This window comes from Sphaerotilus natans (genome assembly GCF_900156335.1).
Classification (GTDB): domain Bacteria; phylum Pseudomonadota; class Gammaproteobacteria; order Burkholderiales; family Burkholderiaceae_C; genus Sphaerotilus; species Sphaerotilus natans.
Genome location: NZ_FTMZ01000015.1, coordinates 89,941 through 110,958, shown reverse-complemented (window position 1 = coordinate 110,958; position 21,018 = coordinate 89,941). Strand labels below are relative to the sequence as shown.

Sequence of the window (21,018 nt, the reverse complement as noted above, 5' to 3'; positions counted from 1 at the left end):
CATGTTCTGGACCCTGCCTACGCTGCTGACCTGGGCGCGCATCGTCGCCATCCCCCTGATCGTCGGGATCTACTACCTGCCCGTCGAGATGGCGCAGCGCAACCTGATGGCCACCGTGCTGTTCATCGTCGTGGCGCTGACCGACTGGCTTGACGGCTGGCTGGCGCGCCGGCTCAACCAGACCTCGTCCTTCGGCGCCTTTCTCGATCCGGTGGCCGACAAGTTCCTGGTCTGCGCGGCGCTGCTGATCCTGCTGCAGCTCGACCGGGTCAATGCGCTGGTGGCGCTGGTCATCATCGGCCGCGAGATCGCCATCTCGGCGCTGCGCGAGTGGATGGCGCAGATCGGCGCCTCGCGCAGCGTGGCGGTGCACATGATCGGCAAGCTCAAGACCGGCGCGCAGATGGTGGCCATTCCCTTCCTGCTGTACGACGGCCGCGTGTTCGGCGTGATCGACACCCGGCTCTGGGGCACGGTGGCGATCCTGATCGCTTCGGTGCTGACCATCTGGTCGATGGTCTACTACCTGCAGAAGGCCCTGCCGGAGATCCGCGCCAAGGCGCGCTGAGGCTGATCTGATACAGTCACGGTCCTGCCGGAAGTCGGGTCGCACCGGGTGCTTAGCTCAGTTGGTAGAGCGGCGCCCTTACAAGGCGTAGGTCGGGGGTTCGAGCCCCTCAGCACCCACCAGCATCTTCCCGGTGCCCACGGTGGCGCCCGACGATCGCGGCAGCATCATCAAAGGCGAACCCCGGTTCGCCTTTTTCATGTCGCAAGGAAGCGCCGATGTTCGATTTTGTCCGCCGCCACACGCGGATCCTGCAGTTCATCCTGCTGCTGCTGATCGTCCCGTCCTTCGTGGTGTTCGGCATCCAGGGCTATGACCAGTTCTCTGAGGGCCGCGACAGCGTCGCCCGCGTCGACGGCCAGGACATCAGCCGCTCGGAGTGGGACAACGCCCACCGCAACCAGATCGAGCGCATGCGCGCGCAGATGCCCGGCATCGACGTGAAGATGCTCGACACGCCCGAGGTGCGCCAGCGCGTGCTCGAGCAGCTGGTCGACGAGCGGGTGATCTTCGCCGCCGCGCGCGACCTGCACCTGACCCCGACCGAGCAGCGCCTGGAGCGCCTGTTCAAGACCGACGCGCAGTTCGAGTCGCTGCGCAATCCCGACGGCAGCGTGCGCAAGGAGCTGCTGGCCGCGCAGGGCATGAGCTCGGCGATGTTCGCGCAGCGCCTGTCGCAGGACATCGCGATGAGCCAGGTGACCTCGGCGATCGCGCTCTCGGCCTTCGCGCCGGAGACGGTCGCGCGTGCCGCGGTCGACGCCTTCTACCAGCGCCGCGAGGTGCGGGTGGTGCGCTTCGACGCCCGCGAGCAGCTCGGCAAGGTCCAGGTCACGGATGCCGACCTGCAGGCCTACTACGACGACGCGGCCAACGCCCGCCGCTTCCAGTCGCCCGAGTCGGTCACGATGGAGTACCTGGTGCTGGATCTGCCCTCGGTCGAGCGCAGCATCAGCATCGCCGAGGACGACCTGCGCAAGTACTACAGCGAGAACGCCTCGCGCTACGAGCAGGCCCAGGAGCGCCGCGCCCGCCACATCCTGATCAAGGCCGAGGCCGGCAGCCCGGCCGACGCCAAGGCCGCCGCCCGCCGCAAGGCCGAGGCGCTGCTGGCCGAGGTGAAGAAGAGCCCCGCCAGCTTTGCCGAGGTCGCGAAGAAGAACTCCGAGGACCCGGGCTCGGCGCCGAACGGCGGCGACCTCGACTGGTTCCCGCGCGGCGCGATGGTCAAGCCCTTCGAGGACACCGTCTTCGTGATGAAGAAGGGCGAGATCAGCGGCATCGTCGAGACCGACTTCGGCTTCCACATCATCGAGCTGACCGACCTGCGCGGCGGCGAGCGTCGCAGCTTCGAGTCGGTGCGCGCCGAGATCGAGGCCGAGGTGCGCAAGTCGCTGGCGCAGAAGCGCTACGCCGAGGCGGCCGAGCAGTTCTCCAACCTGGTCGAGCAGGAAGACACGCTCGAGCCGGTGGCCGCCCAGCTCAAGCTGACGCTGCGCCGCGTCGAGCGCTTCACCCGCGACTACCGCCCCGCGGCCCAGGCCGAGGGCGCGGCGGTGCTGGCCAACCCGAAGCTGGCCGAGCTGGCCTTCCTGCCCGACAACCTCGCCGGCAAGCACAACTCGCAGGCCACCGACATCGGCGGCAACCAGATGGTCGCGGTGCGGGTGCTGGCGCATCAGCCTTCGCGCCGCCAGCCGCTGGCCGACGTGCGTGACGCGGTGCGCGCCACGGTGCAGCAGGACAAGGCGGCCAAGGCGGCCCGCACCGAGGGCGAGGCCCGCCTGGCGAAGTGGAAGGCCGCTGCACCGCCGCTGGCCGAGCTGCCGGCCGCACAGACGATCTCGCGTGCGCGCAGCCAGGATCTGCCGCGCCCGATCGTCGACGCGGTGCTGAAGGCCTCGGTCGACACGCTGCCGGCCTGGATCGGCGTCGATCTCGGTCAGGACGGCCATGCGGTGGTGATGATCGAGAAGGTGCAGGCCGCCGATGCCGCCGACACCGGCCCGATCGCGCAGGTGCGCCAGCAATACGCCGCGATGTGGGCCCAGGCCGAGACCGAGGCCTACCGCGCCGCGCTGCGCAAGCGCTACAAGAGCGAGATCACCGCCAAGGCCAAGGCCGCCGAGGAGCCGGCTGGCGCTGCCTCGAAGTGAGTTTGAAAAAGATTCGCTGAAATCTCTTGCGAAGATAGAAAGAGTCGTACTACAATTCAATTCTTCGCTCAGCGACGGTGGCTGTAGCTCAGTTGGTAGAGTCCCAGATTGTGATTCTGGTCGTCGTGGGTTCGAGTCCCATCAGCCACCCCAGACAAGACAAAGGCCCGGTCAAGCGACCGGGCCTTTTGCGTTGGGGCGGCCGTCTCGGCCGCCTTGTGCTCAGGCGGTGAGCCGCGCTGCGCGCACCCTCAGCTTGCGCAGTTCCTCCGCCCACAGCACCGTGCTGGCCAGCACGGCCAGCGGCAGCAGCGTCGAGGCCCGCAGCGGCTGTGCATGGAAGAGTGCACCGAGCGCCGGCACCTGCAGCACCGCGATCTGCAGCGCGATGCTCAGCGCCAGGCCGCCGGCCAGCCAGCGGTTGGCCAGCAGCCGCGGCCCCAGCGCCGAGGCGGTGGCCGACTGGCAGTTCAGCACATTGAACCAGCAGCACATCGCCAGCAGCGTGAAGGTCTCGCTGCGCACCAGGGCCTCGGGCGCGCCCTCGGCCAGCCGCCAGGCGAACCAGCCGAAGGTGAGCGCGGCGATCGTCGGCGCCATCAGCGCCACCCGGCCCAGCAGCGCGCGGTCGAGCAGGGCCGCGTCGCGCGGCACCGGGCGGCGGCGCATCTCGTGGCCGTCGGGCGGATCCATCACCAGGTTCACCGTGACGGTCCCTTCGGTGACGATGTTGATCCACAGGATCTGCACCGCCGCCAGCGGCATCGGCAGGCCGGCCAGCAGTGCCAGCAGCAGCACCACCAGCGCCGCCATCGAGGTGGAGAACAGGTAGAGGATCACCTTCTTCAGGTTGGCGTGCACCACCCGACCCTGCTCGACCGCGCCGACCAGGGTGGCGAAGTTGTCGTCGGTCAGCACGATGCGCGCGGCGCTCTTGGCCACCTCGGTGCCGGTGATGCCCATGGCCACGCCGACATCGGCCCGGGCCAGCGCTGGCGCGTCGTTGACGCCGTCGCCGGTCATCGCCACCACCTCGCCGCGGGTCTGCAACGCCTCGACGATGCGCAGCTTCTGTGCCGGCTGCACCCGCGCGAAGACGGCGACGCGGTCGAGCGCGTCCCGCAGCGCGGCCGCGTCCATGCCCTCGAGCTCGCGGCCGTCGATCGCCAGGTCGCCGTCGCGCGCGATGCCCAGATCGCGGGCGATCGCCAGGCCGGTCAGGCGATGGTCACCGGTGACCATGACGGTGCGGATGCCGGCGCGGCGGCATTGCGCCACCGCCTCGCGCACTTCCTCGCGCGGCGGGTCGATCTGGGCGACCAGGCCTAGCAGCCGCGCCCGGCCCTGGAGGGCCGCGAAGCCGCCCGAGGCGTCGGGCGCAGCCGCCTCCACCACCGCGAAGGCCAGCACCCGCCAGGCGCGTGCCGCCATCGCCTCGGCCTGGGTGCGGGCGCGTGCGTGCAGGGCCTCGTCCTCGGGACGGCACAGCCGCAGCACCGCCTCCGGCGCGCCCTTGATCCAGACCTGCGCGCCGTTCCAGGTCGCCATCATCTGGGTGTCGGCATCGAAGGGCAGCTCGGCATGGCGCGGGGCGGCCGCCCGCAGCGCTGCACCGTCCCGGCCCGCCTTGGCCGCCAGCACCCGCAGCGCGCCTTCGGTCGGATCGCCCAGCACCGTCCAGCCGCCGTGATCACCGGCCTGCGGCTGCGGTGCGACCAGCTCCGCGTCATTGCACAGCACCGCCGCGTCGAGCAGCGGGGCCAGCACCGTGTCGTCGGCGACGATCGTGCTCTCGCCGACCCGCAGCCGGCCCTCGGGCCGGTAGCCGATGCCCTCGACGCTCACCTCGCGGCCGTCGGGCAGCCACAGGCCGACCACCGTCATCTCGTTGCGGGTCAGCGTGCCGGTCTTGTCGGTGCAGATCACGGTGACCGAGCCGAGCGTTTCCACCGCCGAGAGCCGGCGGATGATCGCGCCCCGCCCGGCCATGCGCTGCATGCCCACCGCCAGCGCAATGGTCATCGCCACCGGCAGGCCCTCGGGCACCATCGACACCATCTGGCTGATCGCGACCATCAGCACTTCGGGCAGCGGCAGCGCGCGCCACCATCCCAGCAGCACCACCAGCACGAACAGGCCGAGCGAGGCCGCCACCAGCAGCCGGCCGAAGCGCTCCAGGCGCCGCTCCAGCGGGGTCTTCGGTTCCTCGGCGCCCTCGGTCAGGCCGGCGATGCGGCCGACCTCGGTGCGGCTGCCGGTGGCCACCACCAGCGCGCGGGCACGGCCGGCGGTCACATGGGTGCCGGCATGCAGCATGCCGCTGCGGTCGGCCAGGCCGGCCTCGGCCGGCACCGCCGCGGCCGACTTGGCCACCGGCACCGATTCGCCGGTCAGCGCCGCCTCGGCCGCCTGCAGCAGCGCATGATCCAGCACCCGGGCGTCGGCGGCGACCGCGTCGCCGGCGGCCAGCAGCATCAGATCGCCGGGCACCAGCTCGCGCGCGGCCACCACCTGCTCGGCACCGTCGCGCAGCACCCGCACCTGCAGCGCCGACAGCCGGCGCAGCGCGGCCATCGAGCGCTCGGCGCGGCCTTCCTGCAGCGTGCCGATCAGCGCGTTGACCAGCACCACCGCCAGGATCACCCCGGCGTCGCCCCGGTGGCCGAGCGCCACCGCCAGCGCCGCGGCGACGAACAGGATGGCGATCAGCGGGCTGGCGAACTGCCGTGCGAAGGTGCGCCACAGCGGCCGGGGCGGCGCCTCGGGCAGCGCGTTGGGGCCGTGCTCGGCGAGCCGGCGCGCGGCGGCGTCGGCCGGCAGGCCCCGCTCGGCATGGCTTTCCAGATGCCGGACCGCCTGGTCGGGCGCAAGCGCATGCCAGGCGGGCGAGTCCGAGGGCGGCGGATGGTCGGGGCGGATGGGTGTCGGTGCGGGCACGCCAGGTTCTCCTTTGCTCCGGATGGTTCCCGGAGGATGGGGAGAAGTTCGGTCGCTGGCGTGTCGGCGCGGGGGGATCGGACGGTGCCTTGACCTGGGTCAATCTGGCGTGTCGGGGTCTGTCAGGTGTCGAGCGTGGCGCCGGCCAGCAGGGCCTGCTGGGGCGTGCTGGTCAGCGCGAGCTTGCGGTAGGCGCCGCGGATGTGCTCGTTGACCATTTGTCCCTTCATGCCCATCAGCCGCGCGATTTCCTTGACGGTGAAGCCCTTGCTGATCTGCAGCAGCACCTCGCTCTCGCGCGGGGTGAGGGCGCGGGCGTCACCCTCGGGCAGAGGCTGGGCGCGCAGGAAGGCCAGCATGCGCCGCGCCATCGACGGCGACAGCGGCGGCTGGCCGCGCACGATGCGCTGCAGCTCCTCGACCAGCACCTCGAAGCGGTCTTCCTTGAGCAGGTAGCCGCTGGCGCCGCACTGCAGCGCCGGAAACAGGTGGTCGTCGTCGGAATGCAGCGTGGTGGCGATGCGGATGGCCGGATAGCCGGCCAGCCGCGCCAGCAGCGTCAGGCCGGCCTGGTCGGGCTGTTCCAGGTCGCACAGGATCAGCCGGAAGGCCTCGGTGCCCTGGCCCTGCAGATCGAGCGCGGCGCTGGCGGCCTCGATGCCGGCGGCCTCGACGAAGCTCAGCTCGTCGCTGAAGCTCTCGCGCACGACACGCGTCAGGAAGCCTCGGGCGACGGCGTTGTCCTCGACGATCAGCACGCGGATGGGCATGGGGTGCGGTTCCTGGCAGGGCGCCTTCGGGCGCTGGAGTATGCAAGTTCAGGATTATCGGTGCAGGCATCGGGGAGCGGCAGTACCCCATCCCCCGGGTCCGGGCTGTCGCCCCCGGATGCGCGGGTGTGCCGGCCGGTGCCTACAATCGGCTTCATGAGAATACTGGTGGCCAATGATGATGGATACCTTGCGCCGGGGCTGCATGCGCTGGTCGAGGTCTGCCGAAGCTTCGGCGAGGTCGATGTGGTGGCGCCCGAGCAGAACGCCAGCGGCACCTCCAACTCGCTGTCGCTGCACCGGCCGCTGTCGGCCTGGCGGGCCGACAGCGGGGTGAGGGTGGTCAACGGCACGCCCTCCGACTGCGTGCATGTCGCGCTGACCGGCCTGCTCGAGCACCGCCCCGACCTGATCGTCTCGGGCATCAACAACGGCCCGAACCTGGGCGACGACACCATCTACTCCGGCACGGTCGCTGCGGCCACCGAGGGCTATCTGTTCGGCGTGCCGGCGATCGCCTTCTCGCAGGCCGAGCATGGCTGGCGCCACCTCGACGCGGCGGCCGAGACCGCGCGCCGGATCATCGCCGAGGTGCTGGCGCGGCCGCCCTCGGCCGGTGCGTGGCTGCTCAATGTCAACATTCCGGCCCGTCCGGACGCGGCCGATCTGCCACGCCAGGTCACCCGGCTGGGCCGACGCCACGCCAGCGAGCCGGTGGTGCGCCAGTTCAGCCCGCGCGGCGACCCGATCTACTGGATCGGCGCGCAGGGCGAGGTCCGCGAGGCCGGCGAGGGCACCGACTTCCATGCGGTGGCCGCCGGCATCGTCTCGGTCACGCCGCTGCAGGTCGATCTGACCGACCATGCCGGCCTGCCGGGCTGGCAGCGCTGGCTGGCCGGCCCGTCCGCCTGAGCCCGATGGCCGACGGCGAGGACGATGCCCGGCCGCCCTCGGGCCGCTGGCCGCTGCGGCTGGAGCGGGCGCAGCCGTCGGCGCGCCGGCTGGTCTCGCCCGGCACCGATTCGGTGATCCGCCATGAGCCGGTGCCGGCGACGCCCCGGGTCGCCTTCCCGGTGCGCCGCGCGGCCGAGCCGGTCCGGCCGGCGCCGGGCGACGGCGCACCGCTGCGCCAGCACATGGTCGACCGGCTGCGCCAGGCCGGCTGCCGCGACGAGGCGGTGCTGGCGGTGATGGCGCGCGTGCCGCGCCATCTCTTCGTCGACGCCGCGCTCCAGGGCCAGGCCTACGAGGACACCAGCCTGCCGATCGGCCTGGGCCAGACCATTTCCAAGCCCTCGGTGGTGGCACGCATGATCGAGCTGCTGCGCGAGCGCCCGGGCGGCCCGGCGCTGCGCCGGGTGCTGGAGATCGGCAGCGGCTGCGGCTACCAGGCCGCGGTGCTGGCCGGCCTGGCCGAGCGGGTGATCTCGATCGAGCGGCTGCGCGGCCTGCACGAGCGGGCGCTGGCGCGGCTGGCGCCGATGGCGCTGGCGAACCTGCAGCTGGTCTACGGCGACGGCCGGCTGGGCCATGCGCCTGCCGCGCCCTTCGACGCCATCATTGCCGCCGCCGGCGGACATGAGCTGCCGCCGGCCTGGCTGGAGCAGCTGGCCCGCGGCGGGCGGCTGGTCGCGCCGGTGCACGACGCGGCGCTGAAGTCGCAGGTGCTGATGGTGGTGGACCGGCTGGCCGACGGCAGCATCGTGCAGCGCATTCACGAGCCGGTGCGCTTCGTCCCCTTAGAATCCGGGATCAGCGAATTCGGACACTCCTGAGGTGAGGCTCCCACGCCCCGTCCGGACTCATCAGCGGCTGCGGGCCTCCATCACACTCCATGACGACTCCATATTCCACGCTTCCCGGCATCAGGTTCCTGCTCGGCGGCGCTTTCGCGCTGATCCTGACCGGCTGCGCCTCGCATCTGCGTCCGCCGGCTCCGCTCGAGAACCGCAGCCCTTCGAGCAGCTCGAAGCCGGCCGAGCCCGAGCGTCTTCCCCCCGGCCACGAGAATGCCGGCAAGCCCGGCTACTACACCGTCAAGCCCGGCGACACGCTGATCCGCATCGGTCTGGAGACCGGCCAGAACTGGAAGGACATCAGCCGCTGGAACCAGCTCGAGAATGCCGACCTGATCGAGGTCGGCCAGGTGCTGCGGGTGGTGTCGCCCGGCCAGGATCCGAGCCAGGTCGCCTCGCGGCCGGTGGTGACGCCGCGCATCGAGCCGCGTCCGATCGCGCCGGTGACGACGGCGCCGGTGCCCGCGGCGCCGCCGGCCACCGCGGCCACTCCGGCCGCCTCGGCGCCGGCCACCCCGCCGGTGGCCAGCACCCCGGTGCCGGCACCTGCCGCCGGCCCGGCTGCCTCGGCCGGCCGTGATGCCGATGACGATGTCAACTGGCTGTGGCCGTCCCAGGGTCCGATCGTCACCGGCTTCGAGGGCACCCGCAGCAAGGGCGTGGCGATTTCCGGCAAGGAAGGCGATCCGGTGCTGGCCGCCGCCGATGGCCGGGTGGTCTATGCCGGTTCGGGCCTGCGCGGCTACGGCAACCTGATCATCATCAAGCACAACGACACGCTGCTGACCGCCTACGCGCACAACAAGGCGCTGCTGGTGCGCGAGGACCAGATGGTGCGCCGCGGCCAGAAGATCGCCGAGATGGGCTCGAGCGACACCGACCGCGTCAAGCTGCATTTCGAGGTTCGCCGCAAGGGCAAGCCGGTCGATCCGGTCAAGGTGCTGCCGGCGCGCTGAGGCCGGCCGCCACCGCGCTTCCATTCCCCTGACCGCCGCTCCGGCACCCGCATGCCGGTCGCGGCGGTCTCGCTTTCATCCCCCGCAATTTCTCCCATGACCGACATCAACGAATGGCTGAAGGTCGACGCGCTCGACCTCGAGGCCCAGGGCGTGGCCCGCAACAGCGAAGGCAAGGTCGTCTTCATCGAGGGCGCGCTGCCTGGCGAGACGGTGCGCGTGAAGACCGGCCGGCGCAAGAACAACTGGGAGCAGGGCGAGCTGATCGAGATCGGCCGCGAGAGCGCGCAGCGCGTGACGCCCGGCTGCCCGAACTTCGGCCTGCACGCCGGCGCCTGCGGCGGCTGCAAGATGCAGCACTTCCACGCCGCGGCGCAGGTCGCGGTCAAGCAGCGCACGCTGGAGGACAACCTCTGGCACCTCGGCAAGGTGCGCCCGGAGCGGGTGATGCGCCCGATCGAGGGCCCGACCTGGGGCTACCGCTACCGCGCGCGGCTGTCGGTGCGCCATGTGGTCAAGAAGGGCACGGTGCTGGTGGGCTTCCACGAGCGCAAGTCGCGCTACATCGCCGACATGAGCGAATGCCGCATCCTGCCGCCGCACATCAGCGCGATGCTGCTGCCGCTGCGCACGCTGGTGATGTCGATGGACGCACGCGACACGCTGCCGCAGATCGAGCTGGCGCTGGGCGAGTCGCCCGAGGGCCTGGTCAACGCGCTGGTGCTGCGCCACCTGGAGCCGCTGGGCGAGGCCGACCTGCAGCGCCTGCGCGACTTCGCCGCCCAGCACCGGGTGCAGTGGTGGCTGCAGCCCAAGGGCCCGGACACGGTGCACCTGCTCGACGCGGGCGAGGGCGCCGGGCCGCAGCTGGCCTATACGCTGCCCGAGTTCGGCGTGACCATGCCCTTCAAGCCGACCGACTTCACCCAGGTCAACCACCACATCAACCGGGTGCTGGTGGCGCGGGCACTGAAGCTGCTGGACGCGCAGCCCGACGAGCGGGTGATCGACTGGTTCTGCGGCCTGGGCAACTTCACGCTGCCGATCGCCACCCAGGTGCGCGAGGTGCTCGGCATCGAAGGCAGCGAGGCGCTGGTGCAGCGCTCGCGCGAGAACGCGGTCGTCAACCGCCGCGACAACGCCACCTTCGCCGCGCGCAACCTGTTCGAGCTGTCGGCGCAGGACCTGGCCGCCTACGGCTCGGCCGCACGCTGGCTGGTCGATCCGCCGCGCGAAGGCGCCTTCGCGCTGGCCAAGGCGCTTGCCGAGGTGCGCCAGAACCCGATCGCGGGCTACGAGCCGCCGGCACGCATCGTCTACGTCAGCTGCAATCCCTCGACGCTGGCGCGCGACGCCGGGCTGCTGATGCACCAGGCCGGCTACCGCTGCGCCGCCGCGGGCGTGGTCAACATGTTCCCGCACACCGCGCATGTCGAGTCGATCGCGGTGTTCGAGCGCATCGACGGCTGGACGCTGCCGGCGCCGGTCGAGGCCGAGCCGCAGGAGGGTGCGGCCTCCGAAGGCGCTGCGCCCGAGACAGGCGAGCCGGCATGAGCACCGTTCTTGCTTGATCCGGGCGCCCCTTCACGGAAAGATTCATGATCCGCCTTCGGCTGTCCATCGAGCTTGACTACCTCGTCCTGTCGCCCTCGTGCGACTTCGTCTTCAACATCCACGTCGCGCACACCAGCCGCCAGACGGTGCGCGAGGAGGCGCTGACGCTTGATCCCTGCCAGCGCGCCGAGGTGCAGCTCGATCCGGTGCACGGCAGCCGCTACATGCGGCTGCATGCTGCCGCCGGGCCGCTCAGGGTGGCCTACCAGGCCACAGTCGACATCCGCCACCACATGGAGGATCCCGCCAAGATCGGCGAGGTGCCGGTGTCGCGGCTGCCGGTGCATGTGCTGCCCTATGTCTACCCGAGCCGCTACTGCCAGTCCGACCGGCTGCTGCGGCTGGCCTTCGCCGAGTTCGGCCATCTGCCGCCGGGCTACGCGCGGGTGCAGGCGATCCGCGACTGGGTACACCGCCGGGTGCTCTTCCAGTCCAACAGCACGAACTCGACCACCTCGGCGCTGGACACGCTGGTCGAGCGGGTGGGCGTGTGCCGAGACTTCGCGCACCTGATGATCGCGCTGTGCCGCGCGCTCAACATTCCGGCGCGCTTCGCCACCGGCATCGACTACGGCGCCGACCCGGCGCTGGGCCCGACCGACTTCCATGCCTATGTGGAGGTCTATCTGGGCGACCGCTGGTACATCTTCGATCCCTCGGGCACGGCCATTCCGATGGGCTTCGTGCGCTTCGGCACGGGGCGGGACGCGGCCGATGCGGCCTTCGCGACCATCTTCGGCGGCGTGCAGTCGCCGCCGCTGCCGCCGCGCCTGCGCATCGAGGCGCTGACCGGCACACCCGATCTGACGCTGCCGGTGCACTGCGCCCAGGCGCTGTCGACCGACGACGGGCCGCCGGCGCGGGGTTGAGCGCCGGGGGCGGGCGGTGGTGGGCCCTCGCCTTCGCGAGGGTGACGGTGCGGAGGGGCGAGGGTGACGGCGCGGTGGGGAGAGGGTAACGGGCGGCGATCGTGGCGCAGGCAGAGCGGCTGCGGGTGAGCGCTTGATACCGTCATGCCCGCGAAGGCGGGCACCCACGAGCGCGCTCGACGTGGCTCAGCCCTGCAGCCCCTGCGTCTGCGGATGCCGCTGCATGTAGACCCGCACATACGAGCAGCTCGGACGCACCTTCAGCCCCTCGGCCGCGGCCCAGTCCAGCGCGGCCCGGACCAGCGCGGCGGCGATGCCGCGGCCTTCGAGCGCGCGTGGCACGCCGGTATGGTGCATGTCGATCAGGTCGCCGCTGCGGTGGTAGGCGGCCACGCAGGTCAGCCCGTCGACGACCGCCTCGAAGCGCGATGCGGCCGTGTTGTGGACGATGGTCAGATCGGTCGGGGGCGTCGTCATGGGCGGTCTCGGCTCAGCGTTCAGTGGCGGTCCAGGGAATGTCGATCACCGGGGGCACGCGGTTGTCGATGTCGCGCGGCACCACGCCGGCCTTGTCGATCGCGTTGATGACGGCCTGGTCCCACTCGGGCTGGCCGCTGGACTTCAGCAGCTCGCGCGAGATGATGGTGCCGTCGGGTGCCACCCGGACCCGCACCACGGCGGGCGCGCTGCTGCGGATCTCGCCGGTGAAGGTGAGCTTGGGCTTGAGGTAGGCGCGCAGCCGGCCGGCGTAGCCCGCCGACGGGCCGGAGGACTGCGCCGCCGTGCCGCCGCCGCCCGATCCGGCCGGGCCGCCGCGACTGCCGGCGCTGGCACGGCCGCTGCCGTCTCCCTCGCCGCCGTCACCGTCGCCGAGCTGCTTCTGCAGGCGGCGCAGGTTTTCCTCGCGCAGCCTGGCGGCGCGCTCCTGGTCGGCCTTCTCCGCTTTCTCGGCTTTCTCGCGGGCGGCTTTTTCCGCTTTCTCCCGGGCAGCCTTCTCGGCCTTTTCCTTTTCGGCGCGTTCCTTGTCCGCACGCTCCTTCTCGGCCTTGCGCTCGGCGGCTTTTTCCTTCTCCGCCTTCTCGGCCTTTTCAGCCTTCTCGCGCTCGCGGCGTTCCTTCTCGGCCTGCTCCTTGCGGGCACGCTCCTTCTCGGCGCGCTGCTGCTCGGCCTTTTCGGCTTTCTCCGCCTTCTCGGCCTTTTCGCGTTCGGCCTTCTCCCGGGCGGCCTTCTCGGCCTTGGCGGCTTTGTCGGCCTTCTCGCGCTCGCGCTCGGCTTCCTCGGCTTCGCGGCGGCGCTTCTCGGCGCGCTCGCGGGCGATGTCGGCCTCGCGCTGCTCCGCCGCTGTCGGCGGGGGTGGGCTGGCCTTGGGCTTCGGAACGGGCACCGGGACCGGCATCGGCTCGGGCACCGGTGCAGGTGGGGGCGGAGGCGGGGGGGGCGGCGGAACAGGCGCCGGGGGCGGCGGCACCGCCTCGACGGGCGCCTCAAGTCGGGCGGCTGGCGCGGCGGCGGCGGCCGGTGCGGCAGCCTGCGGCACGGCCGACCACAGCTCGGCGCTGACGGTGGCGATCTCCTCGCGCTTCCAGGCCACGCCCCAGGCGAGCGCGGCGATCAGTCCGGCATGCGCGATCAGCGCCACCGTCGAGCCCAGACCGAGGCTGTCGGCCGAGGGCGGGTTGCGCACGGGATCGTCGGCCGGGTCCGCCGGCGCGGGGGGCGGCACCATCGGGGCGCGCGGCGGCGGCGAGGGCGGGAGCGTCATCGGCCGACCTCGCTCAGCCACCGGTGGTGCGCACCGCCAGGCCGACGCGGGCCACGCCGGCGCGCTGCAGGGTGTCCATCACCTTGACGACCAGCTCGTAGCGCACGCCCTTGTCGGCGGCGATGATGACCGGCACCTGCGCGGCGCCTTCGGCCAGCGCCTTGACGCGCGCGGCCAGCCGGCCCATCGCGACCCGCTCGTCCGGATCGCTGCCGGCGGGCGTGCGGCCGTCGACCTTCAGCCGCAGCTGGCCATCGGCGTCGACGATGACCTCGATCACCCGGTCGGGCTGGCGCTGCGCCTGGCCGATGGTGGGCAGGTCGACCACGCCAGGCGTCATCAGCGGGGCGCTGACCATGAAGATGATCAGCAGCACCAGCATCACGTCGATGAACGGGACCATGTTGATCTCGTTGATCGTGCGGCGGCGCCCCGATCCGGAGCGGGACTGCATCGCGGGCATCGTCGGACTCCGCTCAGAGCGTGGCGGCGGCCGAGGGCGGCTGCGCGGTGCTCATCTGGCCGGCGTTGCGCGCCAGGATGTTGGAGAACTCCTCCATGAAGGTCTCCTGCTGGATCGCCAGGCGGTCGATGTCGCGCGCGAAGCGGTTGTAGGCGATGACGGCCGGAATCGCGGCGAAGAGGCCGATCGCGGTGGCCACCAGCGCCTCGGCGATGCCGGGCGCCACGGTGGCCAGCGTCACCTGCTGCAGGTTCGACAGGCCGGTGAAGGCGTGCATGATGCCCCACACGGTCCCGAACAGGCCCACATACGGCGAGACCGAGCCGACGGTGGCCAGGAAGGACAGATTGGACTCGATCACGTCGAGCTCGCGCTGGAAGCTGGCGCGCATCGCGCGCCGGGCGCCGTCGAGCAGCGCGCCGGGGTCGCCGACGCGGCGCTCGCGCAGCTTCAGGAACTCGCGCATGCCGGCGGTGAAGATGCGCTCCATCGGCGCGGACTGGTGGGCGTTGCGCTCGCTCTGCTGGTAGAGCTCGCTGATGTGGCGGCCCGACCAGAAGTCGCGCTCGAAGCGGTCGTTGCCGCCGCGCACCCGGCGCAGGCCGGTGATCTTGGCGACGATCACCGCCCAGCTCGCCAGCGACACCAGCAGCAGCACCGCCATGACGATCTGCACGACGATGCTGGCCTGCAGCACCAGCTGCAGGATGTTCAGGTCCTGGTTCATGGCATCAAGCCTCGGAAGAATCGTGGGTGGGGGTCAGGGCTGCAGTCCGAGGGCGGACAGCAGGGCAGGGGGCATGCGCCGGGGGCGCAGCGAGGTGGCATCCACGCAGCCGATGCGGATGCGGCCCTCGGCCAGCAGCGTCCCGTCGCGCCAGGCCTGCTGCTCGAGCACCAGGCTGGCGCGGCCGCGCTCGGCCAAGCGCACCGTCACCTCGACGAGATCGTCGAGCCGCGCGGGCTGGCGGTGGCGCACCTGGGTGTCGGTCACCACGAACATCGCCTGCTCCTCGAGCCGCATCGCCTGCTGCGAGAAGCCGAGCGTGCGCAGCCATTCGGTGCGTGCGCGCTCGAAGAACTTCAGGTAGTTGGCGTAGAAGACCACGCCGCCGGCGTCGGTGTCTTCCCAGTAGATGCGCAGCGGCCAGCGGAATTCGTCGAGGAGCGGTTTCGGGTTCGCAGAGGTCATCGGATCGGGATCAGGTGCGGGCCCACAGCAGCGTGGCCACCAGCAGCAGCAGCGCCAGCACCACCGCCAGCAGCGTGCTGAGCATCCAGCCCGCCGGCCGGCCGGGCGGTGGGGGCACGGTGGGAACAGCGAGATGCCGGGGCGCAGCCGGCGCCGCCCCCAGCGGGCCGGGCAGCGTGGAGGCCGGCGGCGGCAGGGTCTGCGCCACGGCGACCGGAGCCGGCATGGCGGGGCCGGCCGGCTCGCCGGCCTCGGGCTGCGAGGACAGCCAGGCGCGCAGCTCGCGGGCCATCGTGCCGGCGGTGCGGTGGCGCTGCTCCGGGTCGATGCGGATCGCCTTCAGCGCGATCTCGGCCAGCTCGTGCGGCACGCCGGGATCGATCTCGCAGGGATGGCGGGGCCGCCCGGCGCGCACCGAGGCGCGGATCTCCGCCAGCGTGCCGCCCAGGAAGGGCCGCTGGCCGCACAGCAGCTCGTAGAGCACCACGCCGAGCGAGTAGACATCGGTGCGCGGATCGCATTCGCGGCCGTCGAACTGCTCCGGCGCGGCATAGTAGGGCGAGCCCAGCGCCGGCCCGCCGATCGCCTCGGCCTGGTGCAGCAGCTGCGCAATGCCGAAGTCCAGCACCACCGGCCGGGTGCGCCCGACCATGAAGATGTTGCCCGGCTTGACATCGCGGTGCACCACGCCCTTGCCGTGCGCGTAGCTGAGCGCGTCGGCCACCCGGCGCACGATCAGCGCCGCCTGCGCGCCGCTGGGATGCCAGCCCGAGCGCAGCATCTGCGACAGGTCCTTGCCGCGCAGCAGCTCCATCGCGATGTAGGCGCCGTCCGGGCTGACGCCGGCGTCATGCACGGTGACGATGTGCGGATGGCTCAGGCGCGCCGCCGCGCGGGCCTCGTCGAGCACCCGCGCCACCAGCGGCTCGCGCTCGCCGTCGGGGACGGCCAGCGGCAGCGTCTTGACCGCGACCCGGCGGGTCAGCACGGTGTCGTAGGCCGACCAGACGGTGCCCAGGCCGCCGGCGCCCAGCGGCCGCTCGAGCACATAGCGGCCCATCTGGTTCTGGTTCAGCAGGGCCTGGGCGTCGGGAATCAGCACCGGCGCGGCCGGCATCGGCGGCACCGGCGTGGTCAGTTCGCCCGGCAGGCTCAGGTCGAGCGCCGCGCCGATCTGCTGCTCGAAGGGCAGGCTGTCGGGCGGCAGGGTCTCGGTCAGCGCGCCCGGATCGGTGGGCAGCCAGCCGGCTTCGGCCGGACCGGGCGGCGGTGACGGGCGGTTCGGGGTCGAGGTGGTCATGGCGGTGGCGGGGACTCGCGTGACCGTGGCCGTCAGCGCCCGAGCACCCGCCGCAGGCGTCGCACCGCCTCGTGCAGGTCGTCCATCGAGCTGGCGAAGGAGAGCCGGGCGTGGTGCGCGGTCTGCGCATGGCCGAAGTCGCGGCCCGGCGTCAGCGCGATGTGGGCGCGCTGCATCATGTCCATGCAGAAGGTCCAGCTGTCGGGCGCGTGCGCGCGGGTGTCGAACCAGACATAGAAGGCGCCGTCAGGGCGCACCGGCACCGTCAGGCCGAGCGACTCCAGCGCCGGCACGATGAAGTCGCGCCGAGCCTGCATCGCAAGGCGGCGCTGCTCGCACAGCGCCAGCGTGTCGGGCTCGAAGCAGGCCAGCGCGGCCTGCTGCGCGACCGTCGAGGCGCAGATGTAGAGGTTCTGCGCCAGCTTCTCGACTGCCGGCACCAGCGCCTCGGGCAGCACCAGCCAGCCCAGGCGCCAGCCGGTCATGCCGAAATACTTGGAGAAGCTGTTGATGACCACCACGTCGTCGCCAAGCGTCACCGCGCTGCGCGCCTGGCCGTCGTAGCTCAGGCCGAGGTAGATCTCGTCGACCAGCGTCAGGCCGCCGCGCGTGCGCACCGCTTGGGCGATGCGGGCGAGCTCGTCGGGCGCGATCGAGGTGCCGGTCGGGTTCGACGGCGAGGCCAGCATCACGCCGCGGGTGGTCTCGCGCCAGGCCGCCTCGACCGAGGCCGCATCGAGCTGGAAGCGCTGCGCGGCGTTTGCCGGCAGCAGCCGGGCGACGCCGCCGGCGGCGGTGACAAAATGGCGGTTGCACGGATAGCTCGGATCCGGCATCAGGATCTCGTCGCCGGGGCCGACCACCGCGCTGGTCAGCAGCTGCAGCGCCGCCGACGCGCCGGCGGTCACGACGATGCGCCGCGCCGGCACATCCGCCTGCCAGCGCTCGCCATACCAGCGCGAGATCGCCTCGCGCAACGCGGGCAGACCGGTCGCCGGGGTGTACTGGGTGCGGCCGGCGTCGATGCAGCGCCGCGCCGCCTCGGCCACCGCCGGGGGCGCGGTGGTGTCGGGCTCGCCGATGTTCAGATAGATCATCGGCTCGCCGCCCCGCGCCGGATCGCAGGCCGGGCTGCGGGCGATCTCGTCGGCGGCCTTGGCGCACTCCATCACCCAGAAGGGCTCGATGCCGGCGACACGCGACGCCAGCCGGAACGGATCGGGGGAGGCGCTGGGGAGTCGGTCCATGAGCGGTGGCGGGTCTCGACGGCAGACGGCAGGATCAGGACGGGCGCGACGCGCTGCGGGCGGCGCGCTGGGCGGCGACCTCGGCCGGACGCAGCGTGGCGGCGGCCTTGTCGAGCACGCCGTTGACATACTTGTGGCCGTCGGTGCCGCCGAAGGCCTTGGCCAGCTCGACCGCCTCGTTGATCGCCACCCGGTAGGGCACCTCGACGCAGTGGCGCAGCTCGTAGGTGCCGATCAGCAGCACCGCATGCTCCACCGGCGAGAGCTGGGCCACGACGCGGTCCAGATGCGGCGCGATCACGCCGTCAAGCTCGGCCACCTGGCTGATGCAGCCCTGCAGCAGCGCGTCGAGATGGGCGCTGTCGCAGCGGCCGTGATCATCCTGCTCGCGCATGTGGGCCATGATCACGCCGACATCGGCACGGCTGATCAGCCATTCGTACAGGCCCTGCAGCGCCAGCTCGCGCGAGCGGCGGCGGGCGGATTTCGGCCGCGGCGTGCCGGCGGCGGCTTGCGGGGCGGAGGCGGGACGGTTTTTCTGATTCGGGTTCAAGACAATTCTTCCAGCAGATTCGCCATCTCGACCGCGACGCGGGCCGCGTCGGCGCCCTTGTCTTCGGCGCGGGCCCAGGCCTGGGCCTCGTTCTCGACGGTCAGGATGGCATTGGCGATCGGCACGCCATGATCGAGCGACACCCGGGTGACGCCGGCGCCGCTCTCGTTGGCGACCAGTTCGAAGTGATAGGTCTCGCCACGGATGATGCAGCCCAGCGCGATCAGCGCGTCATGCTCGTCGGCCTCGGCCAGCGCCTGCAGCGCCACCGGCACCTCCAGCGCGCCGGGCACGCTGATGTGGCGGATGTGGCGCTGCTCGACGCCCAGACGCTGCAGCTCGGCGATGCAGCTCTGCGCGAGCCGGTCGGTCAGCTCGGCATTGAAGCGGGCCTGGACGATGGCGACGTGCAGGTCGCTGCCGTCCAGACGGGTGGATTGGCCCTTGTCGGCACCTTGCATGGCGATGACTCCGTGGTGAGGGTCGGCGGATCGGCGCTCAGGCCTGGGGCTCGGACGGCAGGAAGCCGGTGACTTCCAGGCCATAGCCGACCATGCTGGGCATGCGGCGGCGGTTGCTCATCAGCTTCATGCGACGCACGCCGAGGTCGCGCAGGATCTGCGCGCCCACGCCGTAGGTGCGCAGGTCCATCGTCGGGCGGGCCGGTTCGGCCGGCTGCGGTTGCGCCAGGCCCAGCAGCGCCTGCGCGTCCTGGCCGACGTTGAGCAGCACCGCCACGCCGCGGCCGGCCGACTCGATCGTCGCCAGCGCGTGCGGCAGCGCCCAGGAGTGGCGCGCGCGGCCGACATCGAGCAGGTCCAGCACCGACAGCGGCTCGTGCACCCGCACCAGCAGCTCGTCGTCGGGCGTCCAGCTGCCCTTCGACAGCGCCAGATGGACTTGTCCGGTGCGGTCGCGGTAGACGCGGCTGTCGAACTGCCCCCAGGGCGTGGTCAGTGGCGCCTGATGCAGCGGCTCGATCAGCGATTCGTTGCGGCTGCGGTAGCTGATCAGGTCGGCGATGGTGCCGATCTTCAGGCCGTGCTCGCGGGCGAATTCCTGCAGATCGGGCAGGCGCGCCATCGTGCCGTCGTCCTTCATGATCTCGCAGATCACCGAGGCGGGCGACAGGCCGGCCATGCGGGCCAGATCGCAGCCGGCCTCGGTGTGGCCGGCGCGCATCAGCACGCCGCCATCCTGGGCCTGCAGCGGGAAGATGTGGCCGGGCTGGACCAGATCGGCCGGCCGGGTGTCGCGGGCGACCGCGACCTCCACGGTGCGCGAGCGGTCCGCCGCCGAGATGCCTGTGGTCACGCCGGTGGCCGCCTCGATCGAGACGGTGAAGGCGGTGCTGTGCTTGGTGCCGTTGCGCGCGGCCATCGGCGGCAGCTGCAGGTATTCGCAGCGCTCGCGCGTGAGCGTCAGGCAGATCAGGCCGCGGCCATGCTTGGCCATGAAATTGATGGCTTCCGGCGTGACCAGATCGGCGGCGAGGACCAGATCGCCCTCGTTCTCGCGATCCTCCTCGTCGACGAGGATGATCATGCGACCGGCCGCAAGCTCGGCCACCAGCTCGGGTATCGGAGAAATCGACATTCCGGGATTGTAGGCGCTCGGCGGCCTCCCACCCTGAAGCCGGCGCGAGTCTGTCCCCTAGGGCGCTGACACAGCCGACGGCCGGCCGATCAGGCGCACGTCCTCGCCGACCCGCGCGACGTCGTGCAGCGCCATCCGCCAGGCCTGGTCCAGCGCCGCGGGCGGCCCGAAGGCCGCCAGCCCGCGGCCCTCGCCGAGCAGCACCGGCGCGACATAGGCCAGCAGCTCGTCGACCTGGCCGGCGGCCAGCAGCGCGCCGTTGAGCCGCGCGCCGGCCTCGACATGCAGCTCGTTGACGCCGCGCCGGCCCAGCAGGGCCAGCACCGCCGCGAGATCGGGCCGGCCGTCGGTGCCGGGTGCGACCGCCTCGATCTCGACGCCCTCGCGCTGCAGCGCCGCGACGCGTGCCTCGTCCTCGAGGGCAGCGGGCCGGCACAGCAGCAGCGCGCGGCCCGGCGCATCGAGCAGGCGTGCGGTCGGCGGCGTGCGCAGCGTGCTGTCGAGCACCACCCGCAGCGGCAGCCGGCCCCAGGGATCGGTCGCCAGCCGGGTGTCCAGGCGCGGGTCGTCGTCGAGCACCGTGCCCACACCGGTCAGGATCGCGCCGGCGCGCCGCCGCCAGGCATGGCCGTCGGCGCGTGCGGCCGCACCGGTGATCCACTGGCTGCGCCCGTCGGGCAGTGCGCTGCGGCCGTCCAGACTGCCGGCGACCTTCATGCGCACCCAGGGCCGGCCGCGGATCATGCGCGAGAAGAAACCGATGTTGAGCTCGCGCGAGGCCTCGGCCATCAGGCCGTGGATCACCTCGATGCCCGCCGCGTGCAGCCGGCGCACGCCCCGGCCGGCCACCAGCGGATTGGGGTCGAGCGCGGCGATCACCACCCGTGCCAGGCCAGCCTCGACCAGCGCGTCGGCGCACGGCGGCGTGCGGCCGTGGTGGCTGCAGGGCTCGAGCGTGACATGGGCGGTGGCGCCACGCAGATCGTGGCCGGCGGCACGGGCCTCGCGCAGCGCGACCACCTCGGCATGCGGGCCGCCGGCCTCGCGGGTGTGGCCTCGGCCGATGACCTGCCCGCCGGGCGCGGTCAGCACGCAGCCGACGCGGGGATTGGGCTCGGTCAGGCCGATGGCCTGGGCGGCCAGGTCCAGCGCCTCGGCCATCGCGATCTGGTCGCGGGCACTGAACTGCGCCAGCGGGGCCGGGAGGAGGTCGTCCGGAGTGGGGTCGAGGGCATCCAT

The 21,018-nt window shown here is 72.1% G+C and carries 20 protein-coding genes and 2 tRNA genes; 9 read left to right on the top strand and 13 right to left on the bottom strand.

Annotated features, from left to right (window positions below; translation table 11 throughout):
- The first annotated feature begins 1 nt into the window (after position 1).
- The 4 genes from pgsA (at position 2) to BW996_RS14000 (ending at position 2,877) form a co-directional block, all read left to right on the top strand.
- The gene (gene pgsA, locus BW996_RS14015; RefSeq protein ID WP_037481224.1) at positions 2-568 is read left to right on the top strand and encodes a CDP-diacylglycerol--glycerol-3-phosphate 3-phosphatidyltransferase; all 567 of its coding nucleotides are present in this window, start codon (positions 2-4) and stop codon (positions 566-568) included.
- A 46-nt stretch (positions 569-614) separates the two neighbouring features.
- A tRNA-Val gene (locus BW996_RS14010) sits at positions 615-690 on the top strand.
- Between the two features lie 96 nt (positions 691-786).
- On the top strand, positions 787-2,724 hold the full coding sequence (locus BW996_RS14005) for a SurA N-terminal domain-containing protein (protein WP_037481229.1): 1,938 nt from the start codon (positions 787-789) through the stop codon (positions 2,722-2,724).
- A gap of 77 nt (positions 2,725-2,801) precedes the next feature.
- Positions 2,802-2,877: transfer RNA gene (locus BW996_RS14000), tRNA-His, on the top strand.
- 69 nt (positions 2,878-2,946) lie between these two features.
- Here BW996_RS14000 and BW996_RS13995 read toward each other — a convergent pair.
- Both BW996_RS13995 and BW996_RS13990 read right to left on the bottom strand, forming a co-directional pair.
- Positions 2,947-5,661: a cation-translocating P-type ATPase gene (locus tag BW996_RS13995; protein ID WP_241461951.1), complete on the bottom strand. Its 2,715-nt coding sequence runs from the start codon at positions 5,659-5,661 to the stop codon at positions 2,947-2,949.
- A 122-nt stretch (positions 5,662-5,783) separates the two neighbouring features.
- Positions 5,784-6,431, bottom strand: a complete 648-nt coding sequence (locus BW996_RS13990) for a response regulator (protein WP_037481232.1) — start codon at positions 6,429-6,431, stop codon at positions 5,784-5,786.
- A 156-nt stretch (positions 6,432-6,587) separates the two neighbouring features.
- On the opposite strand from BW996_RS13990, the gene surE reads away from it, so the two are divergent.
- The 5 genes from surE to BW996_RS13965 all read left to right on the top strand — a co-directional run bounded on the left by surE (position 6,588) and on the right by BW996_RS13965 (position 11,666).
- Complete coding sequence (surE, locus tag BW996_RS13985) at positions 6,588-7,343, top strand: 5'/3'-nucleotidase SurE (RefSeq protein ID WP_037481234.1); 756 nt, start codon at positions 6,588-6,590, stop codon at positions 7,341-7,343.
- Positions 7,344-7,348: 5 nt separating this feature from the next.
- Positions 7,349-8,206, top strand: a complete 858-nt coding sequence (locus tag BW996_RS13980; protein WP_037481236.1) for a protein-L-isoaspartate(D-aspartate) O-methyltransferase — start codon at positions 7,349-7,351, stop codon at positions 8,204-8,206.
- Between the two features lie 59 nt (positions 8,207-8,265).
- Entirely contained in the window at positions 8,266-9,183 is a 918-nt protein-coding gene (locus BW996_RS13975) for a peptidoglycan DD-metalloendopeptidase family protein (RefSeq protein WP_037481237.1), read from the top strand.
- Between the two features lie 96 nt (positions 9,184-9,279).
- Positions 9,280-10,737, top strand: a complete 1,458-nt coding sequence (rlmD, locus tag BW996_RS13970) for a 23S rRNA (uracil(1939)-C(5))-methyltransferase RlmD (RefSeq protein WP_051631864.1) — start codon at positions 9,280-9,282, stop codon at positions 10,735-10,737.
- Positions 10,738-10,781: 44 nt separating this feature from the next.
- Entirely contained in the window at positions 10,782-11,666 is an 885-nt protein-coding gene (locus BW996_RS13965) for a transglutaminase-like domain-containing protein (protein ID WP_037481239.1), read from the top strand.
- Between the two features lie 186 nt (positions 11,667-11,852).
- Here the strand turns inward: BW996_RS13965 and BW996_RS13960 are convergent, their stop codons facing one another.
- From BW996_RS13960 to ribD, 11 genes are read right to left on the bottom strand one after another with little or no spacing between them, the layout of a single operon-like run.
- On the bottom strand, positions 11,853-12,143 hold the full coding sequence (locus BW996_RS13960) for a GNAT family N-acetyltransferase (protein ID WP_037481241.1): 291 nt from the start codon (positions 12,141-12,143) through the stop codon (positions 11,853-11,855).
- A gap of 13 nt (positions 12,144-12,156) precedes the next feature.
- Positions 12,157-13,428 (bottom strand): cell envelope integrity protein TolA, encoded by a 1,272-nt coding sequence (tolA, locus tag BW996_RS13955; RefSeq protein WP_051631865.1) that lies wholly within the window; start codon positions 13,426-13,428, stop codon positions 12,157-12,159.
- 13 nt (positions 13,429-13,441) lie between these two features.
- On the bottom strand, positions 13,442-13,891 hold the full coding sequence (locus tag BW996_RS13950; protein ID WP_037481243.1) for an ExbD/TolR family protein: 450 nt from the start codon (positions 13,889-13,891) through the stop codon (positions 13,442-13,444).
- 13 nt (positions 13,892-13,904) lie between these two features.
- On the bottom strand, positions 13,905-14,618 hold the full coding sequence (gene tolQ / locus BW996_RS13945; protein WP_037481245.1) for a protein TolQ: 714 nt from the start codon (positions 14,616-14,618) through the stop codon (positions 13,905-13,907).
- A 33-nt stretch (positions 14,619-14,651) separates the two neighbouring features.
- Entirely contained in the window at positions 14,652-15,083 is a 432-nt protein-coding gene (ybgC, locus tag BW996_RS13940) for a tol-pal system-associated acyl-CoA thioesterase (RefSeq protein ID WP_037481246.1), read from the bottom strand.
- 10 nt (positions 15,084-15,093) lie between these two features.
- Entirely contained in the window at positions 15,094-16,383 is a 1,290-nt protein-coding gene (locus tag BW996_RS13935) for a serine/threonine-protein kinase (RefSeq protein WP_051631866.1), read from the bottom strand.
- Between the two features lie 32 nt (positions 16,384-16,415).
- Positions 16,416-17,630: a pyridoxal phosphate-dependent aminotransferase gene (locus tag BW996_RS13930; RefSeq protein WP_051631867.1), complete on the bottom strand. Its 1,215-nt coding sequence runs from the start codon at positions 17,628-17,630 to the stop codon at positions 16,416-16,418.
- Between the two features lie 34 nt (positions 17,631-17,664).
- Positions 17,665-18,183: a transcription antitermination factor NusB gene (gene nusB, locus BW996_RS13925; protein WP_037481251.1), complete on the bottom strand. Its 519-nt coding sequence runs from the start codon at positions 18,181-18,183 to the stop codon at positions 17,665-17,667.
- Positions 18,180-18,644 (bottom strand): 6,7-dimethyl-8-ribityllumazine synthase, encoded by a 465-nt coding sequence (ribH, locus tag BW996_RS13920; RefSeq protein WP_037481253.1) that lies wholly within the window; start codon positions 18,642-18,644, stop codon positions 18,180-18,182. Before ribH ends, nusB begins: the two co-directional genes overlap by 4 nt.
- A gap of 37 nt (positions 18,645-18,681) precedes the next feature.
- Positions 18,682-19,779 carry a bifunctional 3,4-dihydroxy-2-butanone-4-phosphate synthase/GTP cyclohydrolase II gene (gene ribBA / locus BW996_RS13915; protein WP_037481259.1) on the bottom strand — a complete coding sequence of 366 codons (1,098 nt, stop codon included), beginning with the start codon at positions 19,777-19,779 and terminating at the stop codon, positions 18,682-18,684.
- A gap of 57 nt (positions 19,780-19,836) precedes the next feature.
- On the bottom strand, positions 19,837-21,018 hold the full coding sequence (gene ribD, locus BW996_RS13910) for a bifunctional diaminohydroxyphosphoribosylaminopyrimidine deaminase/5-amino-6-(5-phosphoribosylamino)uracil reductase RibD (protein ID WP_375131478.1): 1,182 nt from the start codon (positions 21,016-21,018) through the stop codon (positions 19,837-19,839).